This window comes from Ruegeria sp. HKCCD4315 (assembly GCF_013112245.1).
Classification (GTDB): domain Bacteria; phylum Pseudomonadota; class Alphaproteobacteria; order Rhodobacterales; family Rhodobacteraceae; genus Ruegeria.
In genome coordinates, this window is sequence record NZ_WVRN01000002.1 from 584,249 (window position 1) to 601,009 (window position 16,761).

Annotated in this window: 15 protein-coding genes and 1 pseudogene; 10 read left to right on the forward strand and 6 right to left on the reverse strand. The window is 54.6% G+C overall.

Translation table 11 applies throughout. The annotated features are described in order from the left end of the window. Positions 1–10: 10 nt before the first annotated feature. From GS646_RS20490 to GS646_RS23030, 8 genes are read left to right on the forward strand one after another with little or no spacing between them, the layout of a single operon-like run. Positions 11–640 carry a hypothetical protein gene (locus GS646_RS20490; RefSeq protein WP_171647092.1) on the forward strand — a complete coding sequence of 210 codons (630 nt, stop codon included), beginning with the start codon at positions 11–13 and terminating at the stop codon, positions 638–640. Positions 641–658: 18 nt separating this feature from the next. Beyond that, a complete protein-coding gene (locus GS646_RS20495; RefSeq protein ID WP_171647090.1) occupies positions 659–1,147 on the forward strand; it encodes a hypothetical protein in 489 nt (162 codons plus the stop codon). Continuing rightward, positions 1,144–1,983 carry a class I SAM-dependent methyltransferase gene (locus GS646_RS20500; RefSeq protein WP_171647088.1) on the forward strand — a complete coding sequence of 280 codons (840 nt, stop codon included), beginning with the start codon at positions 1,144–1,146 and terminating at the stop codon, positions 1,981–1,983. The genes GS646_RS20495 and GS646_RS20500 overlap by 4 nt, the downstream gene beginning before the upstream one ends. Further along, complete coding sequence (locus GS646_RS20505) at positions 1,980–3,047, forward strand: polyprenyl synthetase family protein (RefSeq protein ID WP_171647086.1); 1,068 nt, start codon at positions 1,980–1,982, stop codon at positions 3,045–3,047. The genes GS646_RS20500 and GS646_RS20505 overlap by 4 nt, the downstream gene beginning before the upstream one ends. 11 nt (positions 3,048–3,058) lie before the next feature. Then, entirely contained in the window at positions 3,059–3,646 is a 588-nt protein-coding gene (locus GS646_RS20510) for a hypothetical protein (RefSeq protein ID WP_171647084.1), read from the forward strand. 12 nt (positions 3,647–3,658) lie between these two features. Next, positions 3,659–4,222 (forward strand): hypothetical protein, encoded by a 564-nt coding sequence (locus tag GS646_RS20515; protein ID WP_171647082.1) that lies wholly within the window; start codon positions 3,659–3,661, stop codon positions 4,220–4,222. Then, the gene (locus tag GS646_RS20520) at positions 4,219–5,217 is read left to right on the forward strand and encodes a hypothetical protein (protein ID WP_171647080.1); all 999 of its coding nucleotides are present in this window, start codon (positions 4,219–4,221) and stop codon (positions 5,215–5,217) included. The genes GS646_RS20515 and GS646_RS20520 overlap by 4 nt, the downstream gene beginning before the upstream one ends. After that, positions 5,207–5,740, forward strand: coding sequence for a hypothetical protein (locus tag GS646_RS23030; protein WP_253746453.1), 534 nt, complete (start codon positions 5,207–5,209; stop codon positions 5,738–5,740). Before GS646_RS20520 ends, GS646_RS23030 begins: the two co-directional genes overlap by 11 nt. A gap of 90 nt (positions 5,741–5,830) precedes the next feature. Here GS646_RS23030 and GS646_RS23260 read toward each other — a convergent pair. After that, positions 5,831–5,950, reverse strand: a pseudogene (locus GS646_RS23260) (hypothetical protein); the annotation flags it as partial. After that, positions 5,898–6,224, reverse strand: coding sequence for a pyrroline-5-carboxylate reductase (locus GS646_RS20530; protein ID WP_171647076.1), 327 nt, complete (start codon positions 6,222–6,224; stop codon positions 5,898–5,900). The pseudogene GS646_RS23260 and the gene GS646_RS20530, both read right to left, overlap by 53 nt. A gap of 98 nt (positions 6,225–6,322) precedes the next feature. On the opposite strand from GS646_RS20530, the gene GS646_RS23265 reads away from it, so the two are divergent. After that, on the forward strand, positions 6,323–8,974 hold the full coding sequence (locus GS646_RS23265; protein ID WP_171647074.1) for an AsmA family protein: 2,652 nt from the start codon (positions 6,323–6,325) through the stop codon (positions 8,972–8,974). Positions 8,975–9,173: 199 nt separating this feature from the next. Here the strand turns inward: GS646_RS23265 and GS646_RS20540 are convergent, their stop codons facing one another. The 4 genes from GS646_RS20540 to GS646_RS20555 form a co-directional block, all read right to left on the reverse strand. Next, on the reverse strand, positions 9,174–9,938 hold the full coding sequence (locus tag GS646_RS20540) for a hypothetical protein (RefSeq protein WP_174839883.1): 765 nt from the start codon (positions 9,936–9,938) through the stop codon (positions 9,174–9,176). Between the two features lie 305 nt (positions 9,939–10,243). Further along, the gene (locus tag GS646_RS20545; RefSeq protein ID WP_171647072.1) at positions 10,244–11,857 is read right to left on the reverse strand and encodes a mechanosensitive ion channel family protein; all 1,614 of its coding nucleotides are present in this window, start codon (positions 11,855–11,857) and stop codon (positions 10,244–10,246) included. Then, positions 11,854–13,176, reverse strand: a complete 1,323-nt coding sequence (locus GS646_RS20550; protein ID WP_171185302.1) for a mechanosensitive ion channel family protein — start codon at positions 13,174–13,176, stop codon at positions 11,854–11,856. Before GS646_RS20550 ends, GS646_RS20545 begins: the two co-directional genes overlap by 4 nt. Positions 13,177–14,199: 1,023 nt before the next feature. Further along, complete coding sequence (locus GS646_RS20555; protein ID WP_171185300.1) at positions 14,200–14,943, reverse strand: Hint domain-containing protein; 744 nt, start codon at positions 14,941–14,943, stop codon at positions 14,200–14,202. Between the two features lie 548 nt (positions 14,944–15,491). Here GS646_RS20555 and rsgA point away from each other — a divergent pair. Continuing rightward, positions 15,492–16,643, forward strand: a complete 1,152-nt coding sequence (gene rsgA / locus GS646_RS20560) for a ribosome small subunit-dependent GTPase A (protein ID WP_171185298.1) — start codon at positions 15,492–15,494, stop codon at positions 16,641–16,643. Positions 16,644–16,761 lie beyond the last annotated feature (118 nt).

The following is a 16,761-nucleotide window of genomic DNA, read 5'->3' on the forward strand; positions in this document are numbered from 1 at the left end:
GAGATCGCCAATGAAAAAGAACAAAATGACGATGCGGGACATGCGCGAAAGTATGGACACGATGTCGGATATGATGTTGCGGCAGATGGACCTGTCTGGCGAGTTGGTCGATAGCCTAGCGGATACCGCACGCCGGTTCCTCGCCTCTCTGTCATCCGGGCAGTCCTTGAACTGTTGCGACATACCTGAACCGTGCTGGATGCCGAAAGATCTGGGCGAATATCATTGCGAGCTCTGTGCGAGCAGCACCGGGGTGATCGAGATCCGGATCACCAACACCGATTTCCGCCCGCGCAACTTCACGCTTGCCGCAGCGGGTCCCGATGCAGGGCGCGTGAAACTGACCCCCAACAGCTATAGCCTCGGCCCCAAGGAACGCCGAACCGTAAGAGCCGAGTTTGACACCAAGCTCGATGACGGCGTGCATTGCGCTGAGTTGGAAGCGCTGATCTGGGTGGTTGGCTGCAACAGCCATTACCTGCGCTGGACCGTCGAGGTCGGAAAGACCGAGCGCGCTTGCTGTCATCACGTGGAAGTTTTTGACCAGCCGGACTACGAGCATCATTGGTATGACCATTTCTACTGCGTGCGACCCTGCTATGGGCGGTCGGTGCGGCCGGGTATAGGGATCAAAGGGTGACCTATGTCGAATTCGCAGATGAAAGATATTTTCAACCAGGCCATGCGCCTGAATATAAAGTATTATTCCGGTCTCTTTGACGTCACCAAGGATTACCTCGGCGCGCTGCGGGATTTGGCCGAACAGGGCCTGGAGAAATCCCCGCCCGCTACCGTCGTACCAAGGCCTGCTGCGCCTGCGATCCAGCCACTGATCCTCGCGGCACCTGCTGGGAAACTGGCCGAGGCAAGTTTTGCGGTCACCAACAACACTGGGAAGGAGATGGCCGCAGATCCGGAGGTCTCGGAAAGCCTGCGCACGGCTGGTGTGATCGCCGAACCGGCGGGCCGGATGGTCGCGCATGGGGAGAACGTAGTATTTACGCTCAAGGGCAAACCCACGTCGAAGATGAAGCTAGACCAGGACATTCATGGCAGCGTCAGCGTGCGCCACTTTGGCGACCGTGAGATCCCGGTCGTGTTGCGGCGGTTGAAGGCGCCGGCCAAACCGAAGGGGAAACGGGCATGAGCGCGCCCGGCGGCATCCTGGCCGAAGGCGTGCTGGTGCAGGCCATGCATCTCTATTCCGCTTTGGTGATGCGGCCCTATGAACATGGGCGCAACGCAGGTCTAGTCGAGCGGACGACGATGGGCACCCTGCCTCAACCGCTTGATCGCAACGGCCTCGGCCCGCATTTTTCCCGGAAATACCCCAAGCCAGTGTTGCTCGGGCGCGCCACGGAGAACGACGCTCTCGTCTCTGAGTTCGACCGGATGGGCGAGATTTATGACGCCTACGTGCGGCCCTTTTCGACCCCGATCATGAATGCTGCTGTCGAGGAGCTCTCGGCCTGGATTAAGCCGGACTTTCGACTTCTCGACGCAGGCTGTGGCGCGGGACGCGAACTATGCCGCTTGTCGCGCATGGTGCCTGAGGGCGAAGCTGTGGGCATTGATCTGGCCGCAGGAATGGTCAACGCGGCCCATGCCTCGGCCCGCGCTAAAGCATTTGATAATACGTCGTTTTTCCAGTCTGATGTGGGCGATCTGCCCGAGGTTTTCACTGAGCAATTCGATCTCGTCTATTCCTGCCTTGCCCATCACCACTATCCCGACCCGCCTGCCGCCACGCGCGAGATTTTTCGCGCCCTTCGCCCGGGTGGCTACTACACAGTGATCGACGCAGGCCCTGAATGGTTCGTAAAACGCTCCTCCGGCCTCGCACTCTGGGCTGATCCGGGCTGGATCGGGTTCCACACGCCCGAACAGTTCATGGCGCTGTTTGAGGCAGCAGGGTTTGAAAACACCGGTTGGATCGACCTTGTACCCGGCTTCGGCATCGCCTGCGCTCAGAGGCCCCTTTGAACGAGAATACCTACGACCGGGCCCTTATTGAGCAGGCCCTCAACACCGCGCGGACCCGGACAGAGAAAGCGATGACCCGCTTTTTTAATGCCCGGCGCGAGACGGGGATGGATGTGCTCTACGATCAGATCAGCGACTATCCGTTTCGAGTGGGCAAAGGCCTGCGGCCCGCGCTGGTCTACGCTGCTTGTCAGGGCATGGGCGGAACCGAAGCGCAGGCAGAAAACACGGCGACGGCCATTGAGCTCTTTCACAACGGCGCTCTGGTGCATGACGATATCGAGGATATTTCGGACTTCCGGCGCGGGGATGAGACGCTCTTTCGCCGTCACGGGGTGCCGATTGCGATCAACACCGGGGACGCGACTTTTGTCTTCTGCCTCTCGCTTCTGCTCGACAATGTTGAACAGCTCGGTGTCCGAAAGGCGATGCGTATCTTGAAGGATTTCGAACGGCTTAGCCGCGAATCCGTCGAAGGCCAGGCCATAGAGCTCGATTGGATTCGAAACGCACGGTTTGACCTCGACAGCGAAGACTACTTGCGCATGGCCTATAAAAAGACCTGTTGGTATACCATGATCGCGCCTCTGCGCTTGGGCGTCGTCGCAGGCTCCGGTCCGTCGATGGTGGCCGATCTCGAAGAGGCGCTGATAGACGTGATGGAGTTGGGCTACCTCGCGGGCATCGGCTTTCAGGTGCAGGACGATCTGCTGAACCTCACCGCCGACGAGGTGCTCTATGGCAAGGAGATCAGCGGCGATCTTTACGAGGGCAAGCGCACGATCATGCTGCTGCATTTTCTACGCACCGCCCCCAAACGCCAACGCACCCGCGCGATCAAACTGTTGACGCAGCCGCGGCCCAAGAAGGAACCCGACGAAGTACGTTGGCTCCTGCAGGCGATGCATGAGGCCGGTTCCATCGACCACGGGCGCGACTTGGCGCAGGATTTCATCACCCGCGCGCTGAAATTCGAAGCGGAGGGGCTGCGTTTCATGCCCGAAACCCGCCACCGCCAATTCCTCCGCGAAGTGCTGAAATACGTGATTGCAAGACTGAAGTAAGAGGGACCGCCATGTCACATGACCACGACCACGCAAGCACCCCATCGAGCCCTTTCGAGGAGCTGATAAAGCTGCAAAGCGCGTTTCAGCAGAGCCTGAGCCAGGCGACAATGCAGTATCTGCGGCAGCTGCAGGGCATCGTTGGGCCGGTCACTCCGGGCACCGTCGTGCATCAGGTGGATGGTGCAGGTGTCGCGCTCAAGCTGCGGCCCGGGGGTCAGGCGAACGCGAGCGTCAACGTCGAGAACCGGCAGCGCGTACACTCCATGGTCACGCCGATGATCACACCTTTGGTCTCCGATACCGGGGCCACGTGGTTTGCGCAGACCGCCTTCACACCTCCCACCGCGCTGCTGGCTACCGATGAGGTGCTGGACTTCGCGCTGGTACTGGAGGCACCGAAAGACATGCCCCTCGGCGTCTATCGTGGCGCCGTGCTGATCTATGGCTGCAGCGATGGCGTCGTACCGCTGGAGGTGACCGTGGCCAAACAGGCAGCAAAGCGCAAAACAACGCCGGCTGCCGCCAAGTCAAAGACAGCAACCAAAAAGGCGTCCGCGCGTAAGACCGCCGCCCGCAAATCCACCAAAGCGTCCTGAGGAGACCCGCCGATGTCCAACAGTGCCAGCATCCGCCTGATAGACCCGCCGGAGGACTCAGGCCGCACCACGGCGAGCCTCTTCTCCTCGCTCGCGAGCCGGTTGATTACCTTACACTATACCTCGGGCGTCAGTGTCATAGGATCGACGCTCGCCGGGCTCGCCGAAGCGGGCCGGGAAATCTCCAAGACTGCCGAAGGTGCCCGCATCCGCCGGGCGCTCGAAACCAGCGCCGTGAAGGATAACGGCGAGCTTTTGTGGAGCGCCCTGCGTGTCACCGGCTGGACCGAAGGCATGCCCGCAGCACCCGTGCTCGACCACATCCGCAATGACCTAGCCCTACTTCTCGCTGACGATTTGGCCGAAACGATCGACAACGTCCCTGCCCCGTTGGAAAACAAGGTTTACAAAAGCAAGACCGTGCCGCCGGCGATCACCTTTATCGACACGCTGATGGGCCTCTGGATTCACTCGCGCGAGATCGTGCAATCGGTCGAAGCGCTGGCCCGCAGCGCGCCGGAACGAGACGACATCGAACCTGGGGACGCGGTACACAGCGGCCCGATACTGCGGTGACAGCCTTCGACGCGCTCCGACCACCGGCCCTTAGCGATCCGACGGCGGCAGCTTATAAGGACTGGTTTCACCTCAACGTCTTTCTGCCTAACACGGGGCGCGTTGTGCTGATCAACCTGTCGCTGCATGGCCCCCCTTGGGACGCACGCGGGCGGGCCGTCGGCACGGCGCTGGCGAGCGGGACGGATGGCGATTGGATCGGTGGCATCGAAATCGCCTCATTCGCTGAAAGCGCGGTGGACACACAGGCCGTGTTTCTCAGCACGATCTCTATGGCCGTGACCCGTGATGGCAAAACGCTGCACGCGAAGGTCGCCCGCCCTGAAGACGGGTTCGAGGCAGATTTGATCGCGCGCCCGGTTCTTCCGGCCGGTGCGCTGGATCTCACCGCGCAGTTCGGCAGCGGGTGGATCGGGTGGAGCGCAGTGCCTGTTCTCTCGATCTCGGGAACTTTGATCCTCGATGGCAAAGCGGTCTCGCTGGAGAACGCGCGCGGCTATCACGACCACAATTGGGGCCGATGGTTCTGGGGCGAGGATGTTGCTTGGGAATGGGGCGCCTGGGTGCTGAGCGACGACATCACCGTGGTGGCGGCGCGTGGCACGGACAAGGCCCATTTCAACCACCAGCCTCCGCATGTGTTTCTGGTCCACGGCAGAAAGGTGCACGCGTTCCTGCCAAGTCAGATAAACCTGAGTTATGAGACCGTGCCGACCCGTGCGACAAGGCGGTTGCCCGGCGCGCTGGCAGCGATCCACCCGGATCGTCGCGCGCCAGATCTTCCGCGCAGGGTGACATTGCAGGCGGAAAGCCGCACTGCGAGGTTTGAATTGCATTTCGAGGCGGAGACTGTGGCCCAACTGCTCTTGGCCGACCCAATGCGCCCCGGCTCCGGCTATATCAACGAGCTGGCAGGCCGTTGCCATCTTGTTGCCAGTCTCGACCGCGCCTTGTTGCGCGCTGAAGGTTGCGGGGTTTTCGAATATGTCGAGTGAGCCCCGCCACCTGCGCGACTGGATTGTCGCACTCTACGCAGCGCTGGAGGAGGCCGAGCCGCATAGTGCGGCGGCCATTCGCAAGCTCGCGGGTGCGCAGCTGTCGCGCATGGTGTTGGACGCGGATCGTGTTACCGTACGCTTTGTCGAGGACAGGCTGCAGGTCCGGAGGATACGGGCCAGCACCGCGCAGCTGAAAACCCCCAATGGCGCCACCAATCGCATCACGGTCACGGCGCTGCTGCAGGGGTATATGGAGATTTCAGAGGCCATCGCACAGGATCAAATCCGGCTGCGCGGCACCGCAGATGAGGTGATGGCAATCTGCGCAATCATCGAGGTTCTGGTAGACGCCAGCACGCGGGTGCCCGCCCTTCAACGCTTAGCCGCTGCGTTTCTGCAGATAACCGGGCAGGAAACGGTCCGCGCCAGCCGGCGGGCGCGCGCGGCAGCAGCACGCGCCCAGGCCGAGAAAGAGCGTGCGCTCTTGCAGCGCGAAGGCCTGTTGCGGGCACCGAGGTGAAGAAAACCGACCCAGGCCGGAAGCTCTGCGGACCATATCGACGGACCTAGTGATCGCCTCATGCTCGGCATTGAGATTGGTTGTCGGCACCTGCAGGATCGCAAAGAGTACGACCGCCATGAATTGGGTGACCAGAACAACCTGCGCCCCGTTGACCTCAAAGATCGGGTTGAGACAGCTCGATACTGCGATTGTGAGCAGCTTGCGCAGTCTTTTGAATGAGCGGGAACATCCCGTTCTCACGTGACATCAACTCCTGCAGTCCCGCGTCTGTTGTCCCATTTGGGGACGTAACCTCATTTCGGAGGCTAGCAGGTGATAAGGAGCTGGATCGCAGAAGATCACCGCTCCCAGAGATCATTGTTCTTGCCAGTTTTGCTGCAACTTCTTGGGTCAAACCCAATTCTCTTCCTGCTTCTGTCAACGCTTCTGTCATCGCGAACACATAGGCCGGGCCGCTTCCAGAAATGGCTGTCAAGATCATTCAGATTTCAGATCATCTACCGACCATATATTCCGTTAATTTAGTAGTTAAATGGTCTAGGCTTCCCATTGGATGAATCGGAATTTTAGGAGAAGAACGTGCGATACGTTGCAAAAGGTATTTTGATTTGTTGCGCTGTCGCGTTTGTCGCTGTGTTTGCAGCTTGGCTTTTCCTGTCTTCTGCGTTGTTTTCCTCGGTCAGGACTGCTTTCGTCGAAAACCTGATCTCTAAGAAACTTGGCCAGGAGGTTAGAATTGAAGATGAAGTGCGTCTGGGTATCGGCCGGCAATTGCAGGTGTCAGCGGCAGGGCTGGAATTACCCGGTTCTCCGAATGCTGGTGTGAAACTTGCAGCAATCGATGAGATCGAGTTTGAAGTTTCCGCGCGCGACCTTTGGAACAATAAACTGTCACTGAGTGGTCTTTCACTCTCAGGAGTTCATCTGAACCTAATCACAGACAAAGACGGCTCCGGAAACTGGCAGTCCATTTCCCAAACGGAAGCTGAAGCCGGGAAACCTGCAAATTCCCCGACGCCGCTGTTGGCCGGAATTCTAACGGACCGCAAAATTGATCTGACTGATATCGCCATTCTTTATCAGAACGATTTAAACGGACTTGAGTTGGACCTTCAGCTTCCTGAGCTGCTCTTAAAGCGTGATACGGAAACCGATGTTGCGACGGCAGTCGGGGCCGGTTCGCTGAACGGAGAGAGGTTTGATCTGAACGCGACATTCCCCACGGAGGACCCGTTTCGGTTGGCGGTGAACTTCGAACAGATTTCGATTGTCGCCGAGGAAGTCCCTCAAGACAGCGGTCTGCAAGTGGCAACGACCGTAGAGGTTGCCGAACTTGGCCAGCTTCTCGATATCCTGAAGCTGAGCCGCGTTTTGGAAGGTACAGGGAATATTGGCGCAACGTTCACATCAGTCGACGGCGTAGCACGGATTGATGACCTATCTGTATTGGCGGAATTAGATGGCGGGCAAAGCCTTTCGCTGACGGGGCAGATCGGAGAATTGGGTAACCCGGAAGACGTATCGTTGACAACCCGCATTCGGTTGTACCCTGAAGATGCTGAGCCAGCCCCTGCCGCATCGCGATATGATCTTAAACTTATCGCAGTCGACATGGTTATCGACAGCGTGCCTGGGCAGGTGCCGCAGCGACAAATGGTTATTAAGACCAACGGTTTCACGTTGGACACGTCCGGCGAAGGCCCGCCCCCGATTAAGTTCTCCGAGCTTTCCAGAACACCAGAAGGCGCCTTAAAAGTCGGAAACATCAACCTTAGAATTGGGAAACCAGCCGACCCGTTTATCATTTTGAACGGTTCGGTCGATGACGCGCTTCAGTTGCAAGGCATATCAGCAGAAGGCCTAATCGACATACCGGCAAGCAGTTTGATCTCGCCAGAATTGTTGGGACCAGACGACCAGCTTGGCAGGTTTTCCGGTGACTTCCATTTGAACGGCGACATCAATCAGCTTTCGCTGACGAATTTGGATGGAAAGACAAGCGATACAGACGTCTGGAACCTTGAAGTGCATGGCACTGTCAAAAATGTACTCAAATTCGAGGACCTGGATTTGGCAATTGACGTCGCAGTCCCATCCGGGGCAGACCTTTTGGAGGCACTATCACTTGAACGTGTGGAAACCGGGCAGGCTCGCCTTGAAATCAACCTCGTTAGCGAAGGCACCGATTGGAACGCCAGTGCTAATGTTGAGGTCGCCGACTCTATCTTGCAGATTATGGCCGATCTTGATGATGCAACAAGCGACCCGGTGCTGCAGGGTTCCATTGAGAGTGACCTGATAAAGATAGATCAGATCCGAACTATTGTTCAGGCTGCCGCACAATTGCGGAAAATTGGCGGCCCAGAGCCGGAAGAGAAAGAAGCTAAGCAAGAAGAAGAGGGCGGCCAAGGTGCGTTAAGAGATGTAACGCTTAAACCTATCGGGCGTTCAATTCTCTTGTCCGGTATGGATATGGATGTCGACGTTGACCTTCGGCACATCGAAGGCGCCAAGGGCATCAGCAGTTTGCAGAGCGAACTGACGCTCAACGAAAATGAGCTCAAGGCCGGACCTTTGAAGTTCGAATATGGAGGGGCTCATTTCGACGTCAGCGGGCAGATGGATCTATCAAACGACGCGCATCTACTCACGTTGACCGGCAAAGCGGGCGGTTGGCAGCTGGATGACATTCTTCACAACCTGAACTTCAAAAAGGGTGCGAGCGGTACGATTTATGCAGATTTTTCGGTGACCGGCGGAACCGATTCACCGAAGCATTTTGCAAACAGCATGAACGGCAATGCCACAGTTTCAATGCGTGATGGCTCGATCGAGACGCAGCTTTTGGATCTGGCAGGGCTAGGGGTGCTACCTTGGGTGTTTACCAAAGAGAAGCAAAAGGTTGCTCCAATCGTATGCTTGCGTGCGCCGATTAGTATCTCAAATGGGAGTATTTCGACGAAACAAACCACATTGGAGACAGACCATGTCCAAGTTGTCGTCTTTGGCGGTGTTGATGTTGCGGGCAAGGTTTTGGACCTAAATCTGCAGCCCCGTAAGATTGGCGAACCTCTGTCGAAGAGCCCCTGGCCCGTGACCTTGAAGGGCCCGCTAGCCAAACCGAAGATTAAAGTCAAAGACGGGCCAAAAAGACTGAAACGATCGGATGGTGCGAACAAAATGCCGGTAAAAAGAAAACTTTGCGTTCCGGATATATTACAACTGCAGTAGTGGCGGAGGCGATCAGTTGAAGTCAAATCTAGAGTTCAGAAAGGCAGACTTTGCTTCCGAAAAGCAATTTCTGCTTTGGGCTCAGAGCGGTCGTTCGCTGCGTTCCGTCTGAATGACCGCTCTGCGGACAAAGCAGAAGTATGAACTCAGCCGCGAGAAAACCTACGCACACATCCGGCAAACAGGCTCAATGCTGCGATCAGAACCTTACCCTAAACGCCAGCCCGACCAATGGCGCTGTTTCATAGCTCTGACGGCTAATTTCCGCTCCATTCGCATCATCTAGCGTCAGGCGGCCGTCAATTTCTGCGCCTGCAAATACGCTCAATGAAACCCCAGGATTCGGGTTGTACCCAACAGAAAGAACTACAGGGATACTCTTATCTTCACCTACGCCATCCGGGGCAAGGCCATCCCCATCCAACCTGAATCGTATCCTTTCCGATCGCGCGGTCAACGAAAGGTCTATCGTGTCATTCAACGCGTAACTCAGTGTCAATCCGGGGCCTTGCGTCGCTCCTACACCAGAGCCAGTGTTCAAGTTCCAGCGATCATTTATGTCCCAGTCGATCAGCAAAGCTGGAAAGAAATCAGTACTGTCATCGTCAAATTGAGAAAACGCACCGAAGGCCGGGCCTATCGTCAGGCGCTCGCCCAGTTGCCAAGCAATACCAGCAAAAACACCATAGGTTCTGCCGTCAGATGAGGAGGCCCCGCTTTGATAGTCCCACCTGATTTGTGGCGACACAAAAACCGTAGCAGTGTCACCCACACGAAACCGGACAGGAACAGCAATGCGAAGGTCACGGATGTTTTCCCAAGGCTGGTTGTTCGGTTGGCTGAAGTTATAATCCAGCTTGCCAAAGCTGGTGGAAAGCCCAACGGAGTTGCCTTCTTCCAGATTGTAAAGTGCGGTGACACGTAGAAATGATCGACTTGCAGAGAACTCGCCACCGCCGCTCAAATCCGCGTCCCCTTGAAATGCAGCAAGCCCGTCAATCTGATACGCCCAATCTAGCCGGGACTGTGCAGCAGACGAAAACGCTGTGCATCCTAGAGAAATAGCTCCAAAGCAGCACGTTAGAAAAAGGTTTTTCATGTGACATTTCCTACGTGACGCTTGATTCCCTTTGGGTTGCCATTCCTGAACGAGCGGTTCAAGTCCTTTAAAGGCTGCTGTGCGGACGAAGCGTACAAGCGTACTCAATCACCGTTTTTTGCAACACGAAGCTCAAGCAACGACATTGAAAGCCAATTGCTGAATGCGGTTTATTCATCTTGATGAGCAAGCTTTCCGTCCCATTCTTCTGTCGAAACCTTGGGTTCCGGCGGGTCTGCAATGTAGGACGGTGTCATTATCTGTGTTCCGTTTTCATTAAACACATCGACAATGTTTTCGCGCAAATCCGACAAAATCTTGGGCAAGCTCGATCCGCGCGAAGTATATGCGTTGATCTCATAATTGATTGCGTAGTCAGCTAGCTTCGTCCAAAGGACAAAAGGTTCGGGGCTCTTTCTTAACCCTTGGGTTCGCTGAGCAGCTTCTATCAGCATCGCTTTAATTTTCTTTGGTGGCTCCTCGTATCCGATCCCTACTGTCGTGTGGACCAACAGCCCCCGGCCATCCACTTTGCGCGAGTAGTTTACGACCTCGGAGTTGAGTAGCTGTGCATTTGGAATGCTTATCATCTCGTTCTTTATCGATTTAATCAGTGTTTCCATTAACTTGATCTCTGTTACGTCTCCGATCTTGTCCCCAACCTGAATGCGGTCACCGACGTTGGTACTGCGTCTGTAGATAACAAACAGGCCGGCCATCATGTTTGAAACAACGGTGTTCGAACCGAGCGAAACCATAATACCCGCCAAAATCGTCAAGCCCTGAAAAGCCCGGGAATCGGAACCAGGGATATAGGGGTAGGCAAACACAAGCGCGATGACGATGACCAACGCTCTGAACAACATGTTGGTAGGAGCGATCCAATGATCTTCAAAGTCTTTGAGTTCGAAAGCACCATTCTCGAGGTTTTCAAAGAACAGATCGAGGCCGCGAATTGCCAACCGTGTCACAGCTGCGATGATTGCGAGCATGACTAAGTTGGGGACGTATCCAACAATTGCCAAAACAACAGTTACGAGCGGCTCGCTTACGTACTTCAAGAGGATCTGGGCTATGCCCTGCGTTTCAGCAAAGGAGAGCAGCACCAATGAAAGGTAGTAATAGAAAAAGAACAGAAACAGGACCCACATCAATATGTGGATTGAATAGACGATAAGCGACGCAATTGCCCTGCTTCTCAAGATCGATTTTGTGGCTTCCTCGACGCCTTCGGCTCTCTTTTCCAAGTTTATTCTGATGTATTCTAGTAGGCTTCGCCGCTTCGCAAAAAACGCATACGAAGCGAGGGCAAAGACTGCCGTCCAAGCAAATGCAGCCATCGCACTATCTACTCTGCCCTCATTGGACCGAGCATCTCGGTATTGGAGGATCGCAGTCTCAATCGCTTCAGCCTGAAGCCCAGCCAAGACTTCAATAGCCATTTGTTCGTGCTCGGCGTCAGCTTGGGTGGTTATTGTAACCATTTGCCCGTCGACGCGTATCATTTTCCCAAATTCGGCGTCCGAAACCTGAACCTGAACCGAAGCCTTCTTCGAAGCATCGGCGACCTGAGCAATCCGTTCCTCGATCTTTCTCGCTCGTTCGGTAGCGGGCAACGCACTTGATCCGCGAACCAAGAACAACTCTTCGCCATCCACAATCACTGGCGCAATAAACTCGGGATCCTCTCTCTCTTCAGCCGGTGCGAGAATTTCTTCTGACTGAGCAAACGCGACGCCGCAGGCGAACAGAAGTGGCAGGAGCCATAACGTAAGAGCCCTCATGATTCTGCTCCTTCTACGGGAATTATGTGCACATCGCGTTGCGGGAATGGTATAGATATACCTTCTTCATCAAACCTCTCTTTTGCTTGACCAGTGAGGTCCCAAAAGACGGTCCAATAGTCATCGGACTTTGACCATGGGCGGCAGAAGATGTTGACCGAGTTGTCTCCCAACTCACCCACAAAAATTTCTGGTTCCGGTGTTTTCAGACAAAGTTGGTGACGCGCGACCAAGTCCCTAAGGACTTCAATTGCTTGGGCAGCGTTGTCCGAATACGCGATGCCAAAGACCAGATCCACCCGACGTTCTTCGGATGCGCTCACATTAGTAATGACATCCCCCCAAATCTTGCTGTTCGGTACTATGATAATCTGATTGTCAAATGTTCTGATCTTGGTTGAAACCACGGACATCTCATCAACAAATCCCGAGGAGCCGCCAACCTGAATATAATCGCCAGTGTCGAATGGCTTGAGAACCATGATCATCAAACCGCTTGCGAGGTTGCCTAACGTTTCCTGCAATGCGAAACCTAGGATGAACGACAAACCGCCAAGCACGGCAAAAAGCGGTGTAACGTTAACTCCGAACAAAGCTAAAACGACGAGTATGCCAAGGACGAAGACGGCCCAGTACACGGTGGTGGCAATGAAGCGTTTCAGCATTCTGGAGATAGTTGGAATTTTGTTCAAACCCCTTTCAGTGACCCGGCGCACCATTCGAGCAATGAACATCATGACCCAAACCGCCAACAAAACGCCCAAACCAGCCATCAGCAGCCCAACGCCCCCATCCCATGAAAACAGCCACGCCCAAGCGTTTTGAAAAAGTGTTTGAATATCGGTTGTTTTTAGGGCTCCCGTTTTCAATGCAAGAATATAGTCAGTATGCGGTTCCAGATCTTCCGCCTTTGCGCCTTTCAGGGTCCATGCCTCGAGCACCAGGCGATAGTTGTTGAGAATGTCTGATCCAGAGTCGTTCAAGGAGGACAACTGAGACCGCAAGTTGTCTTCCAGAGTTCCGCTCGCCGATCGAAGTTGCAAGTTTACTTGCGCGACTTCTTCGAGCCGAGAGCGCACATAACTCTGCCAAGTACCAGCAATCTGGGAAAGCTCTTCCGCAGTTAAGGGAACAAGTAGGATCTCGAGATCGTCGGCCGCAATTATCTCATCTACGACTGCATCCATAAGATCGTCGCTTTCCGCCTCCGAAACTTCTTGGTCCGCCTCAGTTTCTTGCGCGCCGGCAGGAAAAGCGCCTGATAACGCCGCAAACCAAAGGAATGACCAAATCGTCAACGTTTTCAGTGCTCGTCTCATCTATCTGTCCCCCACCTATTTAACAGTCGAAGAGAGCACACTCAGACGCAACAAATCCAGAATTATGTTTATGTTTGAATGTTTCACTGTGACCAACAGACACTTTGTTTGGGTCTAACTCTAGATCTGATCACTCACCCGGATCAGCCGGAAATCTGTACTCTGCTGGAAACGCTCACGCCAGTTTAAGTAGGTTAGCCGAAAGCTTGAAGCCTAAGGCCAAGAGGCAAACACAAACGTACCACCTCGAGGGGTGGTCGTTTTGCTCGCTCCGATTTGGAAAACAGTTGGCACTATCAAATATGCAAATTGGATACATAAAAAAATCTGGCATCGATATATCGAGATGTTTCCCGTAGTGAGTGCGGGCATCGTTTTGATTACCTAGCACTTTCCTACAGCCCTGCGTTGAACCCATCCCAGGGCAATCGACGCGGGGTATTTACTTTCAGTATCTTCTAAAAGTAACTCTTCAGTAACGATGTTGTTGTTCCAACGCACGGCGTACGTTAGCCCGAAAAAGTTATGAAAAAAGGTCGGTTTAGGGAAATACTCCGTCTTCTTTGAGCACTGAGCAGCCGTTCGCTGCGGTCTGTTACTGGGACCGCTTTGCGCACAAAGCTGATGATGCTTACCAAAACCACCTGCATAAAACGGCACACTGGGACTAGTTTGCGAGGGGCCCGAGGCCGCTTACCTTGACGATCTCCGGCTGAAATCTTGCTCGCTGCCTTTACAGCATCAAATTATCAAAGAGCTATGATTCTAGCTATAGTTGCAGCTGAGACAGTTAGTGTCACGATAAGCAAGTTGGACTCCTTGAGAGTTGCTATCCTAGATTTCTCACAGCTTGTAATAGCGCGCACTCAAATCGCTTGAGCGATGGCCGTGCTATCGGACCGTAATCTCCAACTTTAATCCGCAACTCTGGAAAAACCTCTAAAATCTCGTCCCGTGTGTCCTTTTCCAGCCTGTTGATCACGTAGTGCCCAGGGTGGAAACTCTACGAAAGCGCGTCTTCGGCTAAGATGATCTCGTGTTCTTCAAACAAAATATGTGAAAGTATTCTACTTCGGCCGCAGGGTACTGATAGATCGTATCGCAATTCACAAGGTGCTTTGCTGCTGCAAGAACACATTGCTGACCGAAAAAGAGTTCTGCCCGCCATCCACAAATTAACATGCGATGCTGTGGGGACACCACCGGATCTCTTGACGGTTCGTTCTTGCCCAATGCGCCCGCTCGAATACAAATCGGCCGTAGTTTCGGATTTAACCTTAGATCAACGGCAGTGAGTTTTCGCGAACCGATCCATCGAATTGGTTGAAGACCGTGATCCATTGTTTGGATCAAATCACCTGGTTGTAGAACCTCAATTGGCCGTTTTTTTGTGTCGGTCTGAATAAGCGTTCCCGATACAAAGCACGGAATGATGTAATCGCCCCGGTCAAGGTCGCCTTCCTTGATCGTATCCGGCGGAACGTCCACTACTCCTTCAGGAGTGAAAACCTTCCATTGACCCGTATTGGGCCCAGTACTTGGAACGGTCTCTACCACTATCCAAGTGCTAGTGCCGTTTGTGAATGTGCCGTTAAAAGTGCCAATAGTAACTCCGTTTTCAAGGATTGGTTCCCCGAACTCGAAGACATTGTTCGCGTTGGTGTCGGTGAGAACTCCGCCGGTTGAGTCAAAAGAACCCTGCTTGTAGTTCGAGCTGTTTCCGGCCTCGTCGTAACTAAATGAAGATGTGAAGTCTAAGGACGCCAATTAAACGCTCTCACCCAGCAAGATATATTGGTGTTTGAATATTATATCTATTAGCTCTCTTATCAAGTTTCCGAAGGCCGGCGATACTTCTGCTCGGTGAATTGTTTTGTGCCCAACCGCTACTCATATTTCTTTGGGAAGTTCGCGGATCAGATCGGAAGCATACTGCGACATTAGGTCTTCAGCCTCGCACCGGCCGCTTTGGGCTCCCAGCGGTCGTTCGCAGCGTTCTGTCTGCATGACCGCTACGCGGACAAAACCGACTTCTCCTTCGTCTCTTCGAATGGCCGCTTCTGATAATCGGAGAAGAGATCCATATCAGTCATCGGCACTTGTGTTGTGTGTATCCACACCCCATATATTTCCTACCCGAAATGGAGACTTCATGTCCTGGTAAGGAAGGGAGGCAGAGCGCCTCCCGGTGCACATCGAACAATTGAAACAGCTCCGTAGCCTCAAGGCTGACGGCTCCTCATGATGTGCACATTCGTTTCCTACCATCATCGCTCAAGAATAGCTTGGGCTAGAGACATGAAAGTGGACACCCCATGAAACGGGACTACACAGATTTCCTTCCGCAACGCGCGCGAGACGCCGGAGCACGAACTAATCTCAACCCCCTTCAGGCACTGGGATGGCAACCCTTTTTCGCCCAACAGATCAGCGTAGACGAGCTAACGGCAACACCTCCCGCTCGCGTCGTAGAAGTGCATCGCAATGGGCTGCACGTCCTCGGTGACAGTGTTGATGATATACTTCCTCCCAGGCCGGATGTGACTGTCGGTGACTGGTTGATGCTGAAGCCTTCGTGCCCACAATCCAGTCGGGTTCTTGAGCGCACAAGCTTAATCAAGCGGCGCGCACCTGGCACAGACCGGCAGGAACAACTTATTGCCGCGAACATTGATACGGCTTTCATCGTCACGTCTTGTAATCAGGACTTCAAAGTGGCCCGGCTCGAACGCTATGCCGCTCTGGCATTTGAGGCCGGGATCACCCCCGTCATCGTCGTGACAGAGACGGACCTTGCGACGGACCCGCAAAGCTATACCGACGCGGCCCGCGCTGTGTCTGAGATGATCGAGGTGGTCGCACTCGACGCCCGCGGAAGTGCTCCCCGAAAGCACCTTTCCTCGTGGTGCAGGTCGGGCAAGACGGTGGCGTTTCTGGGCTCCTCCGGCGTTGGCAAGTCGACGCTGACCAATGCCTTGCTCGAAAGCCAATCCATCGAGACCCAGGCCATTCGTGAGGACGATGCAAAGGGGCGGCATACAACAAAGAGGCGCGAGCTTCATGCGATGCCCAATGGTTGTCTGATCCTCGACACCCCCGGCATGCGAGAACTACAGCTCACCGATGCTGCGGACGGGATCAATGACCTTTTTGCCGACATTCAGGAGCTTGCCGCAGGTTGTCGCTTTAACGACTGCCAGCACGAGACCGAGCCGGGATGCGCTGTATTGAAGGCCGTTGAACAAGGTACCCTCGATGCTGTTCGGCTAGGGAGATGGCGTAAACTCTTGGCCGAAGATGCCTTCAACTCGGCCAGCCTTGCGGAACGCAGGTCGCGGGACAAGGCGTTCGGGAAGATGGTTCGCGGCGTCAAGAAACACAGAGATGTCAGAAGGAAGTGCCGAAGACTGCCGGTCGGTGAAAGAATTGGCCGAGACACACATTGCCAGCGTTCGAAGCAAGATTGATGAGCTCAGACGTCTGGAGCGTGCCTTGAGTGAGCTTACCGCCAATTGTGATAGTGGTAACGTGCACTGCCCGATGCTGCAAAGACTGAAAATGATGGATGATATCTGACTCTGGCCA

Bases quoted from the DNA above. Each gene is read 5' to 3' on its own strand.
- GS646_RS20490 (WP_171647092.1), top strand. From the start codon at position 11: ATGAAAAAGAACAAAATGACGATGCGGGACATGCGCGAAAGTATGGAC.
- GS646_RS20545 (WP_171647072.1), bottom strand. From the start codon at position 11,857: ATGAGGGCTCTTACGTTATGGCTCCTGCCACTTCTGTTCGCCTGCGGC.
- GS646_RS20515 (WP_171647082.1), top strand. From the start codon at position 3,659: ATGTCCAACAGTGCCAGCATCCGCCTGATAGACCCGCCGGAGGACTCA.
- GS646_RS20500 (WP_171647088.1), top strand. From the start codon at position 1,144: ATGAGCGCGCCCGGCGGCATCCTGGCCGAAGGCGTGCTGGTGCAGGCC.
- GS646_RS23030 (WP_253746453.1), top strand. From the start codon at position 5,207: ATGTCGAGTGAGCCCCGCCACCTGCGCGACTGGATTGTCGCACTCTAC.
- GS646_RS20550 (WP_171185302.1), bottom strand. From the start codon at position 13,176: ATGAGACGAGCACTGAAAACGTTGACGATTTGGTCATTCCTTTGGTTT.
- GS646_RS20510 (WP_171647084.1), top strand. From the start codon at position 3,059: ATGTCACATGACCACGACCACGCAAGCACCCCATCGAGCCCTTTCGAG.
- GS646_RS20495 (WP_171647090.1), top strand. From the start codon at position 659: ATGAAAGATATTTTCAACCAGGCCATGCGCCTGAATATAAAGTATTAT.
- GS646_RS20530 (WP_171647076.1), bottom strand. From the start codon at position 6,224: ATGATCTTGACAGCCATTTCTGGAAGCGGCCCGGCCTATGTGTTCGCG.
- rsgA (WP_171185298.1), top strand. From the start codon at position 15,492: ATGAAACGGGACTACACAGATTTCCTTCCGCAACGCGCGCGAGACGCC.